We start from the raw sequence: 17,294 nt of genomic DNA, 5'->3' as shown, positions 1-17,294 counted from the left end.
GGGAAATAAAATGACTGGATGGAAAAAAGTAGTAGGAACAGGGCTTCTATTGTCTGGAGCAGTGGTGCTGGCAGCTTGTGGGGGAAACGAAGACACCAGTAGTTCGACAGATCAGACGGATTTCACGGGGGATTCGTTAACGATCGGTGTTTGGGGTGGCAACGAGGCAGAAGAAAAATCGTTGGATGAGATGATCCAATCTTTTGAAGAAGCAACGGGTGCAACAGTTGAAAAGAAAGTATATACCGATTATAATACCCAAATTCAAGCTGACATGGCTGGTAGAACGGCACCAGATGTCTTTTACGTGGATGCCTATATGTTCCCATGGTTCTCAGAGAATGGCACACTTGCAGAGCTGGATCCGGCTAATTTTGAAAGTGAGCAGTTTTATGATAGCTTGATCGATGCTTTTACGACTTCGGATGGACAACTGCAGGCTGTTCCCAAAGATATGTCAACTTTAGCACTCTATTTCAATACAGCGATTTTTGAAGAAGCGGGTGTGTCGATCGATGAAGTGCCAGACACACTTGAAGCGTATGTTGAGTGGCTGCCGTCGTTCCAAGAAAAAATCAATGAGGCGTATGGTGACGGAAATGTTTTTGCCATGAGCTATAACCAAGATATGGCTCGCAACTATCATCTTGCAACGCGGGAAAATGCTCAACCAATCAATGAAGATGGGACGGCTAATTTGGCTGATCCAGCAGTAGTTGATAATCTTTCGATTTTAAAAGAGTTGGTCGATACGAAAGCAGCTGTTACACCGCAAGATATCGGAACAGGTTGGAACGGCGAAGCTTTTGGTTCTGGAAAAATTGCGATCATGGATGAAGGAAACTGGGTGTATGAGACACTTAAGACAGAATTTCCTGATATTCCTTTTGTTGTAAAAGAAATGCCAACGTATAAAGGAACGGAAGGGTCAATGATGTTTTCTGTCGGTTGGGGAAAATATGTTGGGACCGAAAAAAGTGCCTTGGCAGATAAATGGATTCAACACGCTACTGGTCAAAGCGGTATGCAAGCATGGGTTGAAGGAACCGGGACATTACCTAGTCGTCAAGATGTAGCAGATGCGGCCAAAATCACAGAAAACAGTGACTTGAATGTTCACCTAGAGGCTTGGGATTATGCAACGATTTGGCAAAAGGGCACCACTTTAGATACGATCAACAAAGCCTATCAAAACTTTTTACCGAATGCTTTAAATGGAAACATGACCTTTGAAGAAGCAATGGAAGCTGCTGATGAACAAGCGAACGCAGATATTACAGCAAACTAGTCTGAATTTGAACGAGGGAGAGGAACTCCTCTCTCTTTTCTTTTGGGAAAGGTGACAACATGATGGAACGAAAAAAAACTAACTATACAAAAAGCCAATGGCAAGAAATCCGACAAGCTTGGCTCTTTCTGGCTCCAGCAATCATTGTCGTAGGAATCTTTTTCGTCTTAGCTGTTCTCTTTGCTTTTTATCTATCTTTCAACGACGTCAATTTGTTTACCAATACATTTTCTTTTAAAGGGATAGAAAACTATTTACGTATCTTCACCGATCAAAAAGCGCGAATCGCTCTTAGAAATACGGCCACGTTTGCCTTGGTCGTCGTTCCGTTACAAACGATTTTTGCTTTGATTATCGCGTATATTTTAAGCAGCAAAGGAATCAAGGGGAAGAAACTGTTTCGGATGGTTTATTTTTTGCCAACTTTAACTTCTAGTTCAGCATTGACGATCATCTTTATGTTTATTTTTAATATTTACGGTCCAGTCAATGACTTATTTATGAATTTAGGATTTTACTCAGAACCAATCAATTTTTTACAAGAACCGGCCTATGCGTTGAAAGTGATTATGGTAATGAATATCTGGTCGACCGTGCCTTATTATATGACGATCTATTTGGCTTCTTTAGTTGATCTGCCTCATTCTTTGTACGAAGCAGCAGAGATCGATGGTGCGACAACCGTGGATAAATTACGGTATATCACGATTCCTTATCTACGCCCAATCACTACCTATGTACTGCTGACGGGGATCATTGGTACCTTTCAGATGTTTGACCAGGCGTATATCTTCTCGAACGGATCAGGGGGACCCAACAATTCGACTCTGACCTTGTCACTAATGATTTACCAATACGCCTTTGGACAAATGAACACGATGGGGTATGCGGCAGCATTAGCGATCGTTTTAGCAATTATTATCTTTATCACGTCACTTTTAGCAGAAAAATTGAACAAAGAAAGAGGGTAACGTCCGTGAGAGGAAAAGAGAAAACAAAAATTTTAAAGATCTTGCTTTATACGATCTTGATTCTTTATGCAGTACTGACCTTTTATCCTTTTGTCTGGGCAATTGCTGCATCTTTCAAACCCTATAGAGAAATTGTTTCTGGGGATATGAGTTTGATCCCCAATGAGTTTACTTTAGACAATTTTCGATATGTCTTGGGGCGCTCTTCTTTGTTTATGCGCTGGTTTCTAAACTCCGTGATTATATCCGTTATTGGAACGACCATCAATATTTTATTAAATACGATGGCAGGTTATGCCTTAGCAAGATTAAATTTTCCGGGGCGTGAACGAATTTACTATGGGTTTTTGGCATTGATGATGGTGCCAGCTCAGGTTTTGTTGATTCCAAATTACTTAATCTTGATGAATCTAGGAATGTTAGATAGTTTTTCAGCGTTGATTTTACCAGCTGCGATCAACATCGGGAATATCTTTATGATGCGTCAATTCTTTTTATCTTTTCCAAAAGATGTGGAAGAAGCTGCGGCAATCGATGGTCTCGGCAGATTTCAAACATTCTTTCGTATCGTGATGCCATTAGCAAAACCATCCATCGCAACACAAGCTGTCTTTATTTTTATGGGCTTTTGGAACGAATTCATGAAACCAATGCTCTATTTGACCACGCCAAGTAAATATACTTTGACTCTAGGGTTGCAGACTTTCCAAAGTCGAAATGGTGGTGTACGATGGGATCAGACGATGGCGGCAAGTGTGATCACGATCATTCCCATTGTGATCATTTACTTGCTGTTCAACAAATATTTCTTACAAGGAGTGCGAATGGATGGCGAAAAATGATTCATTTAAAGTAAGAGCACAGGAACTTTCTCATCAAACCCCTGAATACTTAGAAACATTGTTTGCAGTTGGCAATGGTCAAATTGGCGTGCGTGCAGGTCACCCCTTAAAAGTCAATGAGCTTTACGAGGGAAACCCAGGCTCCTTTGTTAATGGTTTTTTTGATAGTGAGACGATCCAATATGGTGAATGGGCATACGGCTATGCCAAAGAGCATCAGACGATCATCAAGCTGCCGAATCTAAGAGGCGTACGTTTACAGATTGGTGACGAGGACTCTAGTGCTTCAGAATGGCAAGTAAAGCCTATACAAATGACTTTGGATTTGGAAAAAGGCGTGTTGGATGAATCCTATAAAGTAGTAACGCCACTAGGTAAAACTTTTGAATTGGTGATGCAGTCGTTTGCCTCTGTGACACGAAGTGAACTTTACGTCTGTCAGTATCAAATTAAGAACACCAATTTCTCAGAGCCAATTTCCATAACACATCCGTTAGAACAAAAAGCAGCAATTGTTCAAACAGATGATCCTCGGGTTGCTAGTAAAGCACATCACTTACGAAAAGCTGATTATCAGGATTATGCGATTTGGACTGCTGAAAATAGTCAACGAAGTATAGCAATTCGAGTGATCAATGGCGAAAAGCAATTACAAGCAGAGGAAACGCTTACGACGGTTTTCCAAATGAAACTACTTGAAGATAATCAAAATCACGAAACACCTTTTAACCAAGAGTTAGCCGATTTTGAAGTTCTCTTGCAAGAGCAGCAACAAAGTTATCAGCAATTTTGGGCGGCAAGTGATATCCAAATCGAAGGAGATCCAGTTCTTCAAAAAGGCATTCGGTTCAATTTGTTTCATTTGAATCAAGGTGCGGGGCGAGACGGCAGAACAAATTTCGCAGCCAAAGGATTGACTGGCGAGGGATATGAAGGGCATTACTTCTGGGATACGGAAATGTATCTGTTGCCATTTTTTATTTTCACGAACCCTGAAATAGCCAAGGCATTGCTTTCCTATCGCGGGAAGATCTTGCCGCAAGCCAAACAACGGGCGCAGGAGCTAAGCCAAGAGGGTGCTTTGTTTGCTTGGCGAACAATTGATGGAAATGAGACGAGTGCTTATTATCCAGCGGGAACTGCCCAAGTCCATATCAATGCGGATATCGTTTATGCATTCCAATTGTATGAACGAGTGACTGGCGACCAGGCATTCATCGAAACGGTTGGCAGTGAAGTTGTTTTTGAAACGGCGAAATTCTGGTTGAGCTATGGCGATCTAGTAGAAAAAGAGGGCAAACTTGCCTTTTGCATCAATGGAGTGACTGGACCTGATGAGTACAGTGCCCTTGTTAATAATAATTTTTATACGAATAAAATGGTTCAAAATAATCTATATTATGCCATTGAGTTAGCACAGCGGTATGGTAAATACCAAGAAACAATTAGTGCTTGGCAGCAAGCAGCCGACTTAATGTACTTTGGTTACGATGAACAGCGAGGGATTACGAAGCAAGACGATGGATTCTTAGAACAAGCAGTCTGGCCATTTGAGACTACACCTGCTGAAAAGTATCCTCTCCTGCTGCATTATCATCCAATGGTCATCTACAAACATCAAGTCTGTAAGCAAGCCGATACGGTTTTAGCCCAAATGCTCTATACAGGAGACTTCAGTCTTGAGCAATTAAAAAAAGATTATGACTATTACGAACAAGTGACGACGCATGATTCCTCCTTGTCTCGTTCTATTTTTAGCGTGATGGCGAGTCGAATTGGGGATTCTGAAAAAGCCTATCGTTATTTTATGGATACGGCTTTGATGGATTTAACGGATCTCCAAAAAAATGTTGTCGATGGCATTCACGCAGCAAATATGGGGGGAAGTTGGCTGAGCTTGATTTACGGTTTTGCAGGGTTGTATTACGATCAAGGCCTGCGATTAGCGAATCATTTGCCACAGAAAATAAAAGAACTAAAATTTACGCTCTTTTATCAAGGAGAACCTGTTAAAATCAGTTTAAAGGATCGCGATATTGACTGTCAGTTAGCGGAGACAACCCAATTGCTCGCTACGAAGACTGATGGTGGTATTTGGATAAAGGAGAGATAGCAAATGCGAACAACGATTCGCGATGTGGCAAAGGCAGCCGGTGTATCAATAGCGACTGTATCCAAAGTTTTTAACGGGTATAGTGATATCAACCAACAAACCAAGCAAGAAATTTTAAAAATAGCGAAAGAATTAGACTATTCCCCAAACATGGCAGCAAGGACACTGTCTTCGAAGAAACAACAAACCATCGCCTTGATTTTAAATGAGTTGAATTTCAACCGAAAATCAACGATGCCTTTGGAAGTGTTGAATGGGGTCTATCGTTATACGGATCAGTCAGATTTTGAGTTTGTCTTTTATGGGACAAGTACTGAGAAACAAAAGCAAAAGACGTTTAGTCAGTTCTGCAATGAGCACAATATCACTGGTGTAGTGATCCAAGGGTTAAAAACCACCGATCCTTACTACCAGGAAGTACAGCAAACCTCTTTGCCGACAGTTCTGATTGATATGGAAATCGACAATCCTAAGATCGGCTTGGTTTCGATTGACAATGAAAAAGCGGCGCAAGAAGCTGTGGATTTTTTGATTGCCAATAATCATCGACAAATTGGCATGATCAACGGGAGTCGTGATGCCAATGTCAGTGAACTTAGAGAAAAAGGCTACCGCGCTTCTTTGGCAGCGCATGGCTTGTTAGTGAATGAGTCGTATATCCAGTACGCCAACTATGAAGAAGAAATTGCCTATTTGATTTGTAAAAATCTGTTAGAAAACAATCAAGAAATCACTGCACTGTTCTGTGCTAGTGATATTATGGCAATCGGAGCGATACGAGGAATCAAAGACATGGGCTTGCGGGTTCCTGAAGATATTTCGGTCATCGGGTTCGATGATATTATTTTGGCTAGCTACGTAACGCCTGAATTAACAACCGTTGCCCAAGATATGGAACGAATCGGTTACGAAGCAGCTGAATTACTAGCAGACATCATCACCAATCAAGCAGAAACGAGCCATCGAAAAATTAGTCCCCATCAATTAAAAGTGCGACAGTCGGTAGAGAAAATCAGCGAGGTTCGCTAAATAAAAAAGACATGACCTTCATTGAGTGAAGATCATGTCTTTTTTTGTGGAGAAGAAAACTCAAACAAATTGGTCGGTCATATGTGGCAACAACAAAGTGAAAGTCACGACCATTCGTTTTTTTGATAAGAAGCAAAGCACAAGGCAAGCAACTTCTTGTAGAAATTTCCCTTAATGAAAGGGAAGATATACCTATGGAGGTTGCTTGGGTTTGACTCTAAACTAGTAAGCGAGGGAGAGAGAGATGGAAAAATTAAGCCTATTGTTGTTAAGAACACTTTCGGAGCATGACGGTTTTATGACGAGTAAAGCGGCTGCTGCCGAGTTGGGTGTTAGCAGAAAAACCGTTCGCCGTTATGCAGAAGAAATCAACCAGCATCAAGAACGATACGGTTGTATGATTCAAGCGAAAAAAGGGAGTGGGTTGTATTTACAAATAACGAACGAAGAAGCTTTTCAGCGAAGGAAAGAACAAGCGTCCCACAATGACGACTTTGTTTCTAGAATTATTGAATTCTTTATTCAAGAAGAAACGTATATTAAATCCGAAATGCTTTGCGAACGCTTATTCATTTCTCAGAGTAAGCTATCTCAAGAATTGAAAAAGCTGCGACGGATACTAAGCCATTACCAGCTCTCCATTCAAACGAAGCCGTATTACGGAATGAAACTTAGCGGTAGCGAATTTGACTTGAGACGGTTTATGGCTAGTAATTATTTGCAAAGAACCCATATCAAGCAGTTAGAAGAGGGCACAATCAGCGAAGATACACCGTCGCTTCTTCACCAGCAGATAAAAGCGATCGTTTCGTCGGAGTTTTCGCAAAAAGCCTACCCCATGTCGGAGGCTATTTTGAACAATCTGGTGAATCATTTAGCGATTGCTGTCTTACGCATGCAAAGCGGCCGCTACTTAGATCGAAACCTACCGATCAGCGGCAGGACCAATGATGAGCAGACATTACTAGGAGAGCGAATCATCGCCAGAATTGAAAAAGAGTGTGCTGTACATTTTACCGAATACGAGCGAAATTATGTTTTAGGGCAAATCGTTGGCAAACGAGTAGTCCCTAGAAATGAAAAGATGACTGTTTCAGATGAAGCAGCAGAATTGGTCAGCAAAATTTTAAAAGCGATCAAGGAAAGCCGCCAAATCGATTTCAGCAAAGACTTGGATCTGCAAACGATGTTGATGTTGCACTTTGCTCCGCTGATCGATCGGATCGAATTGGGGATCGAGCTGAAAAATCCTTTGTTGAATGAGGTGAAGGTACACTGTAATGTCGCTTATGATTTAGCCATCATTGCCGGTCAAGTCATTGCAAAGCAATTTGAAAAGACCATCAGTGATCATGAACTCAGCTATTTGGCGATGCACTTTGATGTGGCTTTAAATAAGAAAAATTCGCAAACACAGCGCAAGTATATTTTAGTGGTCAATGACCTAGGCCGAGCGGCCAATACCTTCCTTAAAGAGAAATTTGAGTTTTATTTTCGCAATTATATCAAGAAAGTCACGGTATGCAATCAATATGAATTTTTGCAAATGATCGAAGAGCAGGAGTTCGATTTTATCTTTTCTTCGATTCCACTTCCTTACGAAGGAACGATTCCTGTTATGAGTGTTGATTATTTTATGCAACCGGATATGATCAAAAAGATCGAAGCCGCATTGGCCGCTGTCTTCACAGAAGAAGTGCTTTTGAACTACTTTAAGGAATCGTTATTCATCTGTGAACAAGAATTTGAAACAAAAGAAGCGGTGTTGCATTTTTTATGCCAACAAATCAAAGAACAGTATTCAATGCCTGAGAATTTTGAAACGTTGGTTTTTGAACGAGAAGCCTTTTTTGGAACCGATTTCTTACCGTCAGTCGCTTTCCCTCATCCCAATGCGCTGATTGGTGCAGAAACGGTGATTGCCGTTGCAAACTTGAAAAAGCCAGTGTTCTGGTACAAACAGACGGTTCGTCTCGTTTTCTTATTAGTGATTGCTGAACAAGATCACTTAAAAGTGAAACCGCTGAATGATCATTTGATCAAACAATGTTCTTCGTTGGATAAAGTAAACAAACTAGCTGCGACAACGGACTTTATGACGTTCATTAATTATTTAAAGGAGTAGTGTATGACAAATGAAAAAGTAACCTTAGAAGGTGCGTATAATTTTCGCGATTTTGGCGGCTATCGGACCAAAGAGGGCAAATACGTAGTGACTGGAAAACTATACCGCTCAGACGAATTGAGCAAATTGACAGAAGCTGATCAGAAAAAATTAGCAGCTCTGGGAATTGAGAAAATTATTGACTACCGCAATGCCCAAGAAAGAGCAGACAATGAAGACAAACCCATTGGGAATGCTCAGATACTTTATTTGACGCCAATTGCTGATATTGCTGCTTTAGCTTCTTCAGAAGAAGGGGAGCCAATGGCGCTTTCTGCAGAAAAAATCACCGCCGAAGTTGCAAAAGAATTGATGATTCGGCAAAATTATGAATTTGTTGAAAACAGTCAATGCAAGACCGTTTTTAAAGAAGTATTGGCCATTCATTTGGAAGCTGAAGGTGCAGTGGTTCAGCACTGTCGTGGTGGCAAAGACCGCACCGGGTATGGGGTTGCCCTGATTCAGTTACTGTTGGGTGTCAGTTATGAAGAGGTCATGGAAGATTACCTGCTGACCAACGAGTACAAAAGGGAGAAAAATACCAAGAGTCTCAAGCAGATACAAGAAGAAACGAACAACCCCGATTTTGTGGCAGCAATGCGATACTTCAAAGAAGCTGATCGGTGTTTTTTACAAACCGCTTTGGATTTGATTGAGGCTCATGGGGGGATTGAAACGTATGTAAAAGAAGAACTGGGTTTTTCACAGCAGAAAATCCAGCTGCTTAAAGATAAATACTTGCGGGATTAAGTGAAGGAGGACCTTATGAATACACTGAAAGATAAAATACTAGCTGCAGCCGTTCAAGTACAAAACAATATTTATATGAAAGCCATTGCCAATGCAATGATGGGCTTAATGCCCGTCATGATGATCAGTTCCATTGCTTCCTTGATCAATGCGATCGACATTGGGGCAACGCAACAGATAATGGAACAAATTGGTGTGAAAGCATTATTAACCCAAGTCAACGCGATGACGATCGATGTCGTTTCCGTTTATGTCGCCTTTCTAGTTGGCTATAAATTAGCCGAGCATTTAAATGCGGATCAACTAAATGCCGGTATCATGAGTTTGGTATCATTTTTGATCTTGAGTCCGATTTCGACTTTAGAAGAAACCCGTACGATGGAGTTGTCGACCCTTGGCTCCGGTGGGATGTTTGTCGCCATGTTTGGCGGATTGTTGGGTGCCAGAATTTACATTTTATGTGTACAGAAGAATTTGATGATCAAAATGCCGGATTCGGTACCGCCGATCGTCAACAAATCCTTTGCAGCGATCGTGCCAGCAATTATTGTTTCAGCCATTATGGGCATCATTTACGTGGGTATGGCGGCAACTCCTTACGGCACACTGACAGATATGATCTATACTTGGGTACAAGCTCCATTGACCTTATTAGGAGCGAATATTTTTGCTTGTATGATCATTGTGGCGTTTATCGAATTTCTTTGGTTCTTTGGCATTCACGGAGTGTTGGCTGTTTATCCGATCTTGATGTTGGTCTTTTACCAACCAGGGCTTGATAATCTGGCGGCGTACAGTGCCGGCCAAGCATTACCACATCTGTTTACGATTGGGTTTATTTTGAACAATCGCGGGGCTCGTTCATTTGCAGTCGCTTTACTGGCTATTTTTGGCTGCAAATCAGAGCAACTAAAAGCTGTTGGTAAAATTGGATTGATCCCTTCCATGTTTGGTATTTCTGAGCCAATCAAATTTGGGATTCCTCAGGTGATGAATATCAGAATGCTGCTTCCCTTGATGGTAACACCGGCTGTTTCCGTGTTGTCAGCATATCTCTTAACAATTGTCGGCTTTTTGCCTTATCACAATGGAGTCAATATCCCGACTGGCTTTCCGATTATTTTCGGTGGCTTCTTAGTGAATGGCTGGCAAGGGATCATTGCACAATTGATTCAATTTGTCTTATGTGTCATCATCTACATCCCTTTTATGCGTCTGCAAGACAAAGCAGCACTAGCTGAAGAAAAGAATCTGCAAACCCAAGCGGCAGTCGTTGAGTAACAAATAACGAGAAAATGGAGGAAAAATGATGAAAAAAATAGTGTTAGTTTGCGCTGGCGGCATGTCTACTGGCGTCTTAGTAAATAATATGAAGAAAGCAGCGCAAGAAAAAGGAGAAGCGGTGGCGATCGATGCGTTCTCCATTGAATCGGTCACGACTGCAGCAAAAGATGCTGATTGCGTACTGTTAGGACCGCAAGTTTCTTACCGATTAAATGAAGTCCAAGGCTTAGTTGCTTGTCCAGCAGCCAGTATCGACATGCGCACCTATGGCATGATGGATGGAAAAAAAGCATTGGAACAAGCACTTGAACTAATAGGAGAGTAGAATGGAAGAAAAAGAACAAATTTGTTTTCAGATTATCTCGCAAGCGGGTATGGCAAGAAGTTGCTTTTTTGAAAGTATTCAAAAAGGAAGAGAAGCCCAGAATCTGGCTGCACTGCAAGCAATCGAAAAAGGAAAAGAACACTATCATGAAGCCCATTTGGCACATCGGAAGTTAGTTCAACAAGAAGCTCAAGGGGACAAAGTTTGGATGTCCTTACTATTAAGTCATGCGGAAGATCTTTTGATGAGCGCAGACATCATGAGTGAGCTTGCAAAAGAGTTTCAAGGGTTGTATGAAGAAATTCAGGCAATTAAGCAAATGATTCAGTCTACTGGCTCCTAGCCGAAAATCGCAATAAGAAAAAGAAACGAAGTGTCAGTCTTTTGACAATACACTTGGTTTCTTTTTGCTTAAATTTGGCACGCAAGTTGACAGGATTGCTTGAAAGTGTAGGATAGAAGAAAGATGGAACTTTAAATCAAGGCAAGGAGTCGGACGATGAAAGTTTTAAAATCCCATACCGCACTTTTGATCATCAGCAATACGATCACGATCATCCCGTATCTTTATTTCTTATCTTTGAGCAAAGAGCAGTCGCTAAGTGCAGCATTAGCCTTTGCGCTCTTTTATACCTTTCGCATGACAGGGGTCTTTTTCTTACAGACGCTTACGGCGCTTTTTGCACCATCATTGTTAGCAGCCAGTGTCTTGATCGGCGGCGCCGGCGCATTGGTAGGTATCTTGAGCACTTGGTGGAGCGCTGCACTCTTGCCAGCTGCTGGTTTGTTGGGGATCAGTGCTTCTTGGTTGCCGCCAGCTGACCTGATGGTACGCCAAAAAGCCAAGCTCACTGAACAGCCGCTGAAAAATGATTGGAAGGAGGCGCTGTTCTTTCTTTTCGTTTTATTGTTTGCCTTACGGTTGCCTGATGACCTTCGAGGCATTGGTCTATTTGGCAGTTATCTTGCACTCTTTGTGCTGGCGGCTAAGAGTAGTCAAACCTTCAAAAACCTACCGAAAAGACCGCTGATGCAGCGCAACCAGTTATTCAACAAGCAATTTTTGTTGTATTTCTTTTTCTTTCTCTTACTGTTTGGCTTGCGAGCAGCCAGGCTGATCAAGTCGAATGCCCTCTTTGAGTGGGCGATCACTGGTTTCTTGTTTCTCTTTGCTTTGCTGCTGATCACTTTAACGAAACGCAGTAAGTCGTGGAAACAGCCACTTCATCTAAATGTGCTCACCTTCATTCGTGGGGTGATCGGAAACTTTCTTTTTCTTTTCGGCTCGGTGTATGTTACCGGTCGACTTGGAGCACAAGCGCTAAGCACGCACGTTTACTTACCATATGCACTGGGCCTTTTTGGCGCGATGTTTCTCGGAGGAAAACTCGCTCATCGTTTAGAAAAACAGCTGGTACCAACATATTTACTTGGGCTGATGGCAGGTGTTCTTCTGTTCAGCAGCGACACACTGATCCCAATAAGTTTATTCGTCATTAGCTTCTTTAATGCGGGATTGAATCAATGGCTTACGAAACAGTATTTGGCGGCAAAACCGGAAGCAATTGAGCAGCAGAGTTTAGCCAAGTATGCCACACAAAACAAAGGGAGTCTGGTACATCAATTTCTTTTGATGACACTCCTGTTCGTCATTCTTCGTTTTGAACATCAGCCGCTGGCTTTCTTGTTTCAGCTATCAGGAACGACGGCAACGAATCAGACCTCAAGGATCCAAAGCTTTTTAGAGCCAGCAAAATGGGGCTCGATTGCAGGAGTACTCTGTTTGCTAGTAGGTGGATTGGTGGTATTTCGCCGACAATCAAAGAAAACAAAAGAATAAGCGTCTTTAGCAGTCACTATCTTGATTCAAGACAGTGGCTGCTTTTTTTTGAAATCGCATAAAAACCGAACGTTCAGCGTTTTATCTTCCTTTATGATAGTGAATTTTATTGCACTATTTTCGAATAGCGTTAAAATAAGAACATCGTGTTAGTGAAAAAGGAACATTAAATGAACGGCTTTTTCCTGACAATGTCTTAGAGAACGGGGGAAATCAAACAAATGGCAACCATTCACTATTTTAAAGGAGATGTTTTCCATACGCCAACTGATGGAAAACTAGAATATATAGAAGAAGCTTTGATTCAAGTCGATGACGCAGGGATCATCGTAAAAGTGACTGCTAAAACAGATCAAGGGTATGAGTCAGAGCTGGCGAAAGCATCAGAGAATCTGCAGGCATTATCTGCAGGCCAGTGTTTTTTACCTGGGTTTGTTGATCTGCATGTCCATGCACCGCAATGGCCGCAAGCAGGGATCGCGTTAGATGAACCGTTAAATGTCTGGTTAGATGAATGCACGTTTCCGCTGGAGGCAAAATATGCCGATCCAGCATTTGCCAAAGCTGTCTATCAGGATTTGGTGGCACAGTTGTTGGCAAGAGGAACGACAACGGTTCTTTATTTTGCAACGATCCATCTAGAAGCGAGCCTTCAATTGGCGAAGATTTGTGCCGCTCTTGGTCAACGGGGATTAGTCGGAAAAGTCGTTATGGACGATCCCAAAGCCAATCCTGCTTTTTATCGGGACGCATCAACAGAAGAGGCATTAGCGGATACAGAACGTTTTATTCAAGAAGTACAAGCAATCGCAAAGACCGCACCTCAAGGCGTTTATCCTGTGGTTACTCCGCGATTTGTCCCGAGCTGTACCGATGAAGGCTTGGCAGGGTTAGGCGCATTGGCTCAAAAATATGATGTCCATGTTCAGACCCACTGCAGTGAAGGGCAATGGGAACATGACTTTGTTCAAGAGCGATTTGGCAAAACGGATACCGAAGTGCTGCAAGATTTCGGCTTGTTGCGAGAAAAAGCAGTGATGGCTCATGGCAATTTCATCAGCCCAGCTGACGGCGCCCGTTTTGTCGAAAGCGGCGCCGCAGTTGCGCACTGTCCCATCTCAAATGCCTACTTTGCCAATGGTGTGATCCCAATCAAGCGCTTGAAAGAGCAAGGGGTCACGATTGGTTTAGGAACGGATATCTCCGGCGGTTTTTCACCGAGTTTGTATGACAACATCAAACAAGCTGTGATGTCTTCGAGAATGTTAGAAGATGGCGTGGATGTCACGCTTCCTCAAAACACACGAGGAGTAGCCGATTCTCGTATATCCGTGATCGATGCGTTCTCATTGGCGACAAAAGGCGGCGGTGAGGCACTGAAATTACCAGTAGGTGTCATCAAAGAAGGGTATGCGTTTGATGTGCAAGTGATCGATACGCGACAAAAAGAAAATCCTTTGCCTGACTTCGGTGTGTTCACCTCACCCGAAGCAAGATTACAAAAAATCCTGTACTTAGCAACGATGCAAAATATTCGCCAAGTCTGGGTCCAAGGAAAAAAAGTACACGAAAAACGAGGAGAATGAGACAGTGGAATCAACGAAAAATAAACATTTAACGATCGGAATGAATGAAGACATTCCCTTTGGTCAAGCAGTACTTTTAGGGTTGCAGCATGTGTTGGCAATGGACGTGTATGTGCCGCCATTTATTATCGCAACGGCGGTGGCGATGTCCTCTTCAGATGCATCAGGTTTGATCCAATCGACCTTTTTAGGAGCAGGGATCGCTTCTTTGATCCAAGTCCTCTTTTTCTTGAAATTACCCGTATGTCAAGGGCCATCCTTTGTCCCCGTTGGAGCGATCATCGGTATTTATTTTGGTGCCAACGGCATGGACACGGTGTTAGGAGCCAGCATCGTTGGTGCCGCAGCAGTCATTTTACTAGGTTTTACGGGCATTTATAAGTATATCGTTCGTCATTTTATTCCTACGATCGTCAGTGGAACGATCATTATGATCGTTGGGTTGACATTGCTGCCAACGGCCTTTACCAGCAATATCTATCCTGCCACTGAAACACTAAGTGCCAATCAAAACATGTTGTTGGCTGCGATTACTGCGGCGATTTTGATTTTGTTTTCCATGTTAGGCGATTATTTTCCGGGAATGGGAAAATACTTCCGAATCAGTTCGGTCATTATTGCTTTGGTTATCGGTACCGTGATTGCTTCCTTTATGGGGGGCGTTGATTTTCAGTCGGTGGCGGATGCTTCTTTCTTTAGTCTGCCAAAACTGGTATTTCTAAACTATGGCCTGCACTTTGATGTTTCAGCGATCTTAACGATGCTAGTGATCTATATGGTGCTCCTAGCAGAAACAACAGGTACTTGGTATGCGGTCAGTTCCGTGACAGAAGAACCTGTTACGGATGAACAGATCAATAAAGGCGTGATCGGCGAAGGATTAGGCTGCTTGGTTGCCGCCTTAGTAGGAACGACACCTGTAACTGGTTATTCTACCAATGCAGGGATCATTTCGATCACCGGGGTTGCTAGTAAAAAAGTCTTTGTGATGGCGTCCGTCTGGTTTATCCTATTGTCCTTCATGGGAAAACTTTCAGCCTTGATTCACGCAGTACCTTCTGCTGTCATCGGCGGCGTGTTCGCGGTCGTCTGTGTCATTATTTTGTTGAGCGGCTTTCGGGTCATTAAGAATGAAGAGTTTTCCGAGCGTGAGTTGTATATTATCGGGGTACCATTGATTATTGCCATCGGCTTGTTGTTTTTGCCAGCAGAAATCAAAGAATCTGCGCCTCAATTCTTACAATATTTATTAGATTCACCGATTGCTTTAAGCGCTATTGCGGCGATCGTCATGAATAAATTGATCCCAGTGAAGAAAAAATAGGAAGTAAATGAGGAACGAGACAAGGTCTCATTCCTTCTTTTGTTACAAATCTGTGTAAAAAGAGGGTTTTTTGTAATATAGGAAAGGTTTTCTAAGGTTAACTGGTTTACCTAGAAACAAAATAACTGTAATGTTAAAAATTACAGCAGAGAAAAGCTTGATATGATAGTCTTTTTCAATTCTTACGAAACGTAAGGCAACTGTCGTTTTCGTAATCATCTGTAATGATTTCTTTACCTATGAAATATTCTTCGGTGTTAGACTTGTTTATGCGCTTGAGTCATCTCAAATGACGCAAAATGAGTTTCAAAGAAGGAGATTTAATTATATGAAGTCTTTAAAAACTGTTTTACTTAGTACAGCTGTCCTTGCCGGTTTCGGCCTTTTCTTAGGTGGGAAAGACGCCTTTGCAGACGAACAATACACTGTTCAATCTGGTGATACATTATCAACAATCGCTACTAACTTTTACGGTTATAGCTCTGATGATACGATCAATGCGATCGTTGAAGCAAACGAGATTGCTGATAAAAACTTGATTTTTGTTGGGGAAGCATTGATCATCCCTACAGATGGCACTGCCACTTATACAGAATCTGCAAACACGACTGCTGCAGCAAGTGTACAACAACCAAGTGAACCAGCAGCTTCACAATCAAGCAACACACAATCTGCTGCTGCAAGCACACAAAGCAGCTCAAGCTACAGCTCTTCAGCTAGCGGCTCAGAAGCTTCAGCAAAAGAATGGATCGCAAACAAAGAATCTGGTGGTTCTTATACAGCGACAAACGGACAATACTATGGTCGTTACCAATTAACCAACTCTTACTTAAATGGTGACTATTCAGCTGCTAACCAAGAAAAGGTTGCTGATGAATATGTAGCATCACGTTATGGTTCTTGGTCTGCTGCCAAAGCATTCTGGGAAGCAAATGGTTGGTACTAAGATTCTAAAATGAATCTTGGCCATGATATCTAGTAATCAATTGCCCTTATTGGCGAGTACAACTTACTCGCTGATGAGGGCTTTTTTGTGTCTTCTGAGAAAGGTGAATGAATGTAACGCCGCTTACAGCTGCATGTAACGTCATTATCAGTCGACATGCCACTGATAAAAAATCCCTTTTTACACGGCAACCATGTATAATAGTAGGAAATAGAGCAGAAAGCGATTCAATCTGTCAAAATTGAGACAGAAAATGACGGTTTTGATAGTAGAAAGTGAGGGAAACACAATGAGTACATCGATTGAAGAAAAAATTGCACAAAAAATGCAGCGATTTCAAGCATTTGGGGAAGGCTTGCCGGGAGCCAAAGTCTATTACCGCGAAGATTGGGATGCAATCTACTTTGATTTAGTAGGAAAACAGTTTGGGATCATGAGTCCGCAAGCAGAAGAAACAGCATTTTTGACTTTGAAAAATCTGCCCGAGGTCAACGAAACGCTGCGAGAGCAATTTCCTGACGTCATCATTCCGGGGTATTATGCCAATAAGACCCATTGGAATACCATCAAGTTGGCATCTGATGCCTTGATGGAAGAAAACATCGAACAAATGATTTTGGTTTCCTACGATCTAGTCAAACAAAAACTGACAAAAAAACAAAAAAGTGAGCTGGAAAACAGCGAATCGTAAGTCAAAGATTTAGCGCCAGAAAATAAGGAAGACCCTCTTGAGGATCATCATAATCCCTTTATTATTCGTTATTTTCGCCAACATTTATGCAATATTTTCAAAGAGCTTTCATGAAAGCTCTTTTTGTTTTATTTGTTCGCT

Annotated in this window: 15 protein-coding genes; all 15 read left to right on the top strand. The window is 42.0% G+C overall.

Annotation, left to right across the window (positions count from 1 at the left end):
* The first annotated feature begins 10 nt into the window (after positions 1-10).
* The 15 genes from IGI94_RS13010 to IGI94_RS12940 all read left to right on the top strand — a co-directional run bounded on the left by IGI94_RS13010 (position 11) and on the right by IGI94_RS12940 (position 17,153).
* Complete coding sequence (locus IGI94_RS13010) at positions 11-1,288, top strand: sugar ABC transporter substrate-binding protein (protein WP_005234084.1); 1,278 nt, start codon at positions 11-13, stop codon at positions 1,286-1,288.
* A 62-nt stretch (positions 1,289-1,350) separates the two neighbouring features.
* Positions 1,351-2,259, top strand: a complete 909-nt coding sequence (locus IGI94_RS13005; RefSeq protein WP_008380619.1) for a carbohydrate ABC transporter permease — start codon at positions 1,351-1,353, stop codon at positions 2,257-2,259.
* A 5-nt stretch (positions 2,260-2,264) separates the two neighbouring features.
* Positions 2,265-3,101, top strand: coding sequence for a carbohydrate ABC transporter permease (locus IGI94_RS13000; RefSeq protein ID WP_016612747.1), 837 nt, complete (start codon positions 2,265-2,267; stop codon positions 3,099-3,101).
* The gene (locus tag IGI94_RS12995; RefSeq protein WP_061053199.1) at positions 3,088-5,214 is read left to right on the top strand and encodes a glycoside hydrolase family 65 protein; all 2,127 of its coding nucleotides are present in this window, start codon (positions 3,088-3,090) and stop codon (positions 5,212-5,214) included. Before IGI94_RS13000 ends, IGI94_RS12995 begins: the two co-directional genes overlap by 14 nt.
* A 3-nt stretch (positions 5,215-5,217) precedes the next feature.
* Positions 5,218-6,243 (top strand): LacI family DNA-binding transcriptional regulator, encoded by a 1,026-nt coding sequence (locus tag IGI94_RS12990; protein WP_005234088.1) that lies wholly within the window; start codon positions 5,218-5,220, stop codon positions 6,241-6,243.
* Between the two features lie 244 nt (positions 6,244-6,487).
* Positions 6,488-8,368: a BglG family transcription antiterminator gene (locus tag IGI94_RS12985; protein WP_142437425.1), complete on the top strand. Its 1,881-nt coding sequence runs from the start codon at positions 6,488-6,490 to the stop codon at positions 8,366-8,368.
* 3 nt (positions 8,369-8,371) lie between these two features.
* Positions 8,372-9,157 carry a tyrosine-protein phosphatase gene (locus IGI94_RS12980; protein ID WP_008380628.1) on the top strand — a complete coding sequence of 262 codons (786 nt, stop codon included), beginning with the start codon at positions 8,372-8,374 and terminating at the stop codon, positions 9,155-9,157.
* Between the two features lie 15 nt (positions 9,158-9,172).
* Positions 9,173-10,438, top strand: a complete 1,266-nt coding sequence (locus IGI94_RS12975; RefSeq protein WP_086372340.1) for a PTS sugar transporter subunit IIC — start codon at positions 9,173-9,175, stop codon at positions 10,436-10,438.
* A gap of 28 nt (positions 10,439-10,466) precedes the next feature.
* Positions 10,467-10,766, top strand: coding sequence for a PTS sugar transporter subunit IIB (locus IGI94_RS12970; protein WP_034872120.1), 300 nt, complete (start codon positions 10,467-10,469; stop codon positions 10,764-10,766).
* Between the two features lies 1 nt (position 10,767).
* A complete protein-coding gene (locus IGI94_RS12965; protein WP_375838592.1) occupies positions 10,768-11,109 on the top strand; it encodes a PTS lactose/cellobiose transporter subunit IIA in 342 nt (113 codons plus the stop codon).
* Between the two features lie 156 nt (positions 11,110-11,265).
* Positions 11,266-12,606 (top strand): hypothetical protein, encoded by a 1,341-nt coding sequence (locus tag IGI94_RS12960; protein ID WP_438899856.1) that lies wholly within the window; start codon positions 11,266-11,268, stop codon positions 12,604-12,606.
* A gap of 221 nt (positions 12,607-12,827) precedes the next feature.
* Positions 12,828-14,192 (top strand): guanine deaminase, encoded by a 1,365-nt coding sequence (gene guaD / locus IGI94_RS12955; protein WP_438899855.1) that lies wholly within the window; start codon positions 12,828-12,830, stop codon positions 14,190-14,192.
* Between the two features lie 40 nt (positions 14,193-14,232).
* On the top strand, positions 14,233-15,516 hold the full coding sequence (locus IGI94_RS12950; RefSeq protein ID WP_077452248.1) for a uracil-xanthine permease family protein: 1,284 nt from the start codon (positions 14,233-14,235) through the stop codon (positions 15,514-15,516).
* A gap of 328 nt (positions 15,517-15,844) precedes the next feature.
* A complete protein-coding gene (locus tag IGI94_RS12945; protein WP_008380639.1) occupies positions 15,845-16,462 on the top strand; it encodes a LysM peptidoglycan-binding domain-containing protein in 618 nt (205 codons plus the stop codon).
* A gap of 289 nt (positions 16,463-16,751) precedes the next feature.
* Entirely contained in the window at positions 16,752-17,153 is a 402-nt protein-coding gene (locus IGI94_RS12940; RefSeq protein WP_008380641.1) for an MmcQ/YjbR family DNA-binding protein, read from the top strand.
* Positions 17,154-17,294: the final 141 nt, after the last annotated feature.

It is taken from the genome of Enterococcus sp. AZ149 (genome assembly GCF_051714285.1).
Classification (GTDB): domain Bacteria; phylum Bacillota; class Bacilli; order Lactobacillales; family Enterococcaceae; genus Enterococcus_D; species Enterococcus_D entomosocium.
This window is presented reverse-complemented; position numbering and strand designations above follow the sequence as displayed.

What these genes read in the sequence shown, in the direction of transcription:
- IGI94_RS13010 (WP_005234084.1), top strand. Translation starts at nt 11, where the DNA reads ATGACTGGATGGAAAAAAGTAGTAGGAACAGGGCTTCTATTGTCTGGA.
- IGI94_RS13005 (WP_008380619.1), top strand. Translation starts at nt 1,351, where the DNA reads ATGGAACGAAAAAAAACTAACTATACAAAAAGCCAATGGCAAGAAATC.
- IGI94_RS12995 (WP_061053199.1), top strand. Translation starts at nt 3,088, where the DNA reads ATGGCGAAAAATGATTCATTTAAAGTAAGAGCACAGGAACTTTCTCAT.
- IGI94_RS12990 (WP_005234088.1), top strand. Translation starts at nt 5,218, where the DNA reads ATGCGAACAACGATTCGCGATGTGGCAAAGGCAGCCGGTGTATCAATA.
- IGI94_RS12985 (WP_142437425.1), top strand. Translation starts at nt 6,488, where the DNA reads ATGGAAAAATTAAGCCTATTGTTGTTAAGAACACTTTCGGAGCATGAC.
- IGI94_RS12980 (WP_008380628.1), top strand. Translation starts at nt 8,372, where the DNA reads ATGACAAATGAAAAAGTAACCTTAGAAGGTGCGTATAATTTTCGCGAT.
- IGI94_RS12975 (WP_086372340.1), top strand. Translation starts at nt 9,173, where the DNA reads ATGAATACACTGAAAGATAAAATACTAGCTGCAGCCGTTCAAGTACAA.
- IGI94_RS12970 (WP_034872120.1), top strand. Translation starts at nt 10,467, where the DNA reads ATGAAAAAAATAGTGTTAGTTTGCGCTGGCGGCATGTCTACTGGCGTC.
- IGI94_RS12965 (WP_375838592.1), top strand. Translation starts at nt 10,768, where the DNA reads ATGGAAGAAAAAGAACAAATTTGTTTTCAGATTATCTCGCAAGCGGGT.
- IGI94_RS12960 (WP_438899856.1), top strand. Translation starts at nt 11,266, where the DNA reads ATGAAAGTTTTAAAATCCCATACCGCACTTTTGATCATCAGCAATACG.
- guaD (WP_438899855.1), top strand. Translation starts at nt 12,828, where the DNA reads ATGGCAACCATTCACTATTTTAAAGGAGATGTTTTCCATACGCCAACT.
- IGI94_RS12950 (WP_077452248.1), top strand. Translation starts at nt 14,233, where the DNA reads ATGAATGAAGACATTCCCTTTGGTCAAGCAGTACTTTTAGGGTTGCAG.
- IGI94_RS12945 (WP_008380639.1), top strand. Translation starts at nt 15,845, where the DNA reads ATGAAGTCTTTAAAAACTGTTTTACTTAGTACAGCTGTCCTTGCCGGT.
- IGI94_RS12940 (WP_008380641.1), top strand. Translation starts at nt 16,752, where the DNA reads ATGAGTACATCGATTGAAGAAAAAATTGCACAAAAAATGCAGCGATTT.